1 protein-coding gene and 1 pseudogene are annotated in these 2,711 nt (G+C 70.0%); both read right to left on the bottom strand.

The features are described 5' to 3' along the window. Positions 1-81: 81 nt before the first annotated feature. On the bottom strand, positions 82-1,464 hold the full coding sequence (locus AC08OQ_RS18445; RefSeq protein WP_476612256.1) for an HNH endonuclease signature motif containing protein: 1,383 nt from the start codon (positions 1,462-1,464) through the stop codon (positions 82-84). Between the two features lie 324 nt (positions 1,465-1,788). Next, positions 1,789-2,427, bottom strand: a pseudogene (locus AC08OQ_RS18440) (MFS transporter); the annotation flags it as partial. Positions 2,428-2,711: the final 284 nt, after the last annotated feature.

Raw genomic sequence — 2,711 nt, 5'->3', positions numbered from 1 at the left:
CGCAACGCCTTCGGCTACCGCAACCCCGAAACCAGCGGCTACGAACACGCTGCGCAACCACCCGCCGAGCCCGCAGATGCCTCAAACCCGCTTAACTTCGAAGAGCCGCTTTCGTGCGGGGTCGATCCAGGGTGGGGGAAGGAACTCGGGCCGGCGGTCGGGGCCGAGCCGGACGGTCCAACCCTGGTGGTGCACGAACCGGTGATGATATCCGCACAGCAATACCAGATTGTCGAGCGAGGTTTCTCCGCCGTCTATCCAATGACGAACATGGTGAATTTCACACCACGACGACGGACGATCACACCCCGGATACGCGCAGCAGACATCGCGGGCGATGACGGCGCGACGCAGATCCGCCGGTGCGGTCCGGTAGGCACGACCGACATCCAACGGAACGCTGGCCGCATCGAACAGCACCCGGCCGACCGAGGCGTCGCAGGCCAGGCGGCGCAGCACACCGGCCGGCAGCGGCTGACCCCAGCCGGTCGAGGCCGGAGGCCCGCCGTGGCCGAGCAGCGCCGCCCACGGCACGGTCACCGTCAGATGCGGGTGCACCCCACCGGTCACGGGCAGAACGCCGGCACCGAGCACGCGGTGGAACAGCTCGACGAAGGCGTCGGCACGCCGCCGCGCCGGGGAACGCGGATCGGCGGCGCCGTCATCGCCGGGGCGGGGTCCGGCCAGCGGATCCAACGCCGAACGCAGCAGGGCGGCGGCCTCGGCATCAAGGGTGCCGCTGATCCGCGTGATCCCGCCCGGGAGGTCGGTCAACCACAGACCCCGCCGGTCCGCAGGATCACCACCGGGACCCGGCACACCGTCCCGGTTGTCCGTGCCGCTCCGACTGTCCGTGCCGCCCGCACCGTCCTGGCTGTCCGGGTCGTTGTGGTGACCGTTGTCGGTGGGCCCGTCGCCGCCGGGGCTGGTATCGATCTGGGTGAGCTGTTCGCGCAGGTGCCGGCCGAGACGGGCTAGCTCCGCGGGGTCGAACATCCCGGCCAGCTCCAGCAGCGAAGCCTCCGCGGCGGTATACACCTCGGCGCCAAGGCCGCGCGGCAGGGAACGCAGCGCCAGGTGGATCTCCCACGCTTGCTCTACAGTGATCACACCGGCGGTCAGGGCGGCGCCGGTCGCGGCCAGCGGGCCATCCACGGCAATCGCGAGATCAAGCAGACGCCGGGCGTCGACGGGACGCATCCGCAGCCGTTCCCGCAGCAACGCCGCCGTACCGGCCGCGCCCTCCCGCGCGGACAGGTTCCGCCCATGAGCCTCCCGCACCAGTGCGAGCCGCACCGCGGCCAGGCGGGCCAGCTCCACCGAACAGTCGTCCAGGGCGCCGTACAACTCGGCGTCCGACAACGACCACACCGGCGCCTCCACCAGGCCACCCACCTGACCGGCCACCCCCACCAACCCGGACAGCACCCGATGCTGCCCGGCGGCCGGATCGGCGGCGGTCATGGATCAAGCGTAGATCACCCCACCTCGGATGTCGAACCTATGTTCGATTACCGTTACTCGGTGCTGTGGTTGCCGAGCGGGCAGGAAGGCCGTTTCGTCCATGCGTGACGGGCAGGGCGGTGCGTGACGGGCAGGGCGGTGCGTGACGGGCAGGGCGGTGCGGGTCACGTCGAGGGTGACGCACCTTGAGGCGGTCGGCCGTGGCGGAGATCCGCGGTACCCGCTTCTCGGGACTCCACTGGTAGGCGACGGTGGACAGGTGCGGGCGGCCGGCCGGTCGTGCGCTCGGTGATGCTCAGCGGCTCGTGTGCGCGGCAGTTCACCTCACCGGGCGGGCCGGCGCAGCACGGCGAACGCGACGGCGAAGGCGGTGGCGAGCAGTCCGAGGCCGACGGTGAAGGCCAGACGGTATCCGCCGGTCAACGCCGTGGCCCGGCTCTCGCCCCGGGCGAGCAGTCCGTCGGTGCGGGCGGCGGCCAGGGCGGACAGCACCGCTACGCCCATCGCCATGCCGATCTGCTGGGCGGTGTTGAACAGGCCGGAGGCGAGTCCGGCGTCGTCGTCACCGGCGCCGGACATGCTGAGCGTCGTCAGCGCCGGCAGGGCGAGCCCGAAGCCCGCGGTGAACAGCATCACCGGAAGCAGGTCGGTGAGGTAGTGCGCGTGCACGGGTACGCGGGTGAGCAGCCCGAGAACCCCGGCGAGAAGCACCAGCCCCGCCAGCAGGACGGTGTGTTCCCCGAGGCGGGCGATCAGCCGGGCGGACACGCCCAGCGACACCGCGCCGATGACGCCCGCCGCCGGGAGCATCGCGAGGCCGGTCTTGGCAGCGCTGTAGCCGAGTACGTTCTGCAGGTAGAGGGCGACGAGGATCTGGAACGAGAACATCGTGGCGACCATCAGAACCTGGATCAGGTTGGCGCCCGCGACCCCGCGTGATCGGAGAATCCGCAACGGCATGAGCGGGGTCCTCGCGGTAGCTTGACAGGGTAGAGAACATTAGCGATGGCGATCATGCCCTCTGCATCAGGGGACGTCGTGGCCGCCATTTTGATCTCTGCGTTCCTAAGGAGTCGGTCCCGGATGATCAATTCAGGGTCGAGCGAAGAGGGTAGCTCGGGTACGGTCGCCCAGACGGTCGGGCAGTTCGGTCAACGGGGCCCAGCGGTAGTCAGTGACCTCCTCCAGTTGCAGCGCGACATTGGCGTTGTCGGCTGGCGGATCGATGGCCAGGAGGAAGCGAAGAT

The organism is Frankia sp. CcCS3 (genome assembly GCF_977927575.1).
This window is presented reverse-complemented; position numbering and strand designations above follow the sequence as displayed.

What these genes read in the sequence shown, in the direction of transcription:
- AC08OQ_RS18445 (WP_476612256.1), bottom strand. Translation starts at nt 1,464, where the DNA reads ATGACCGCCGCCGATCCGGCCGCCGGGCAGCATCGGGTGCTGTCCGGG.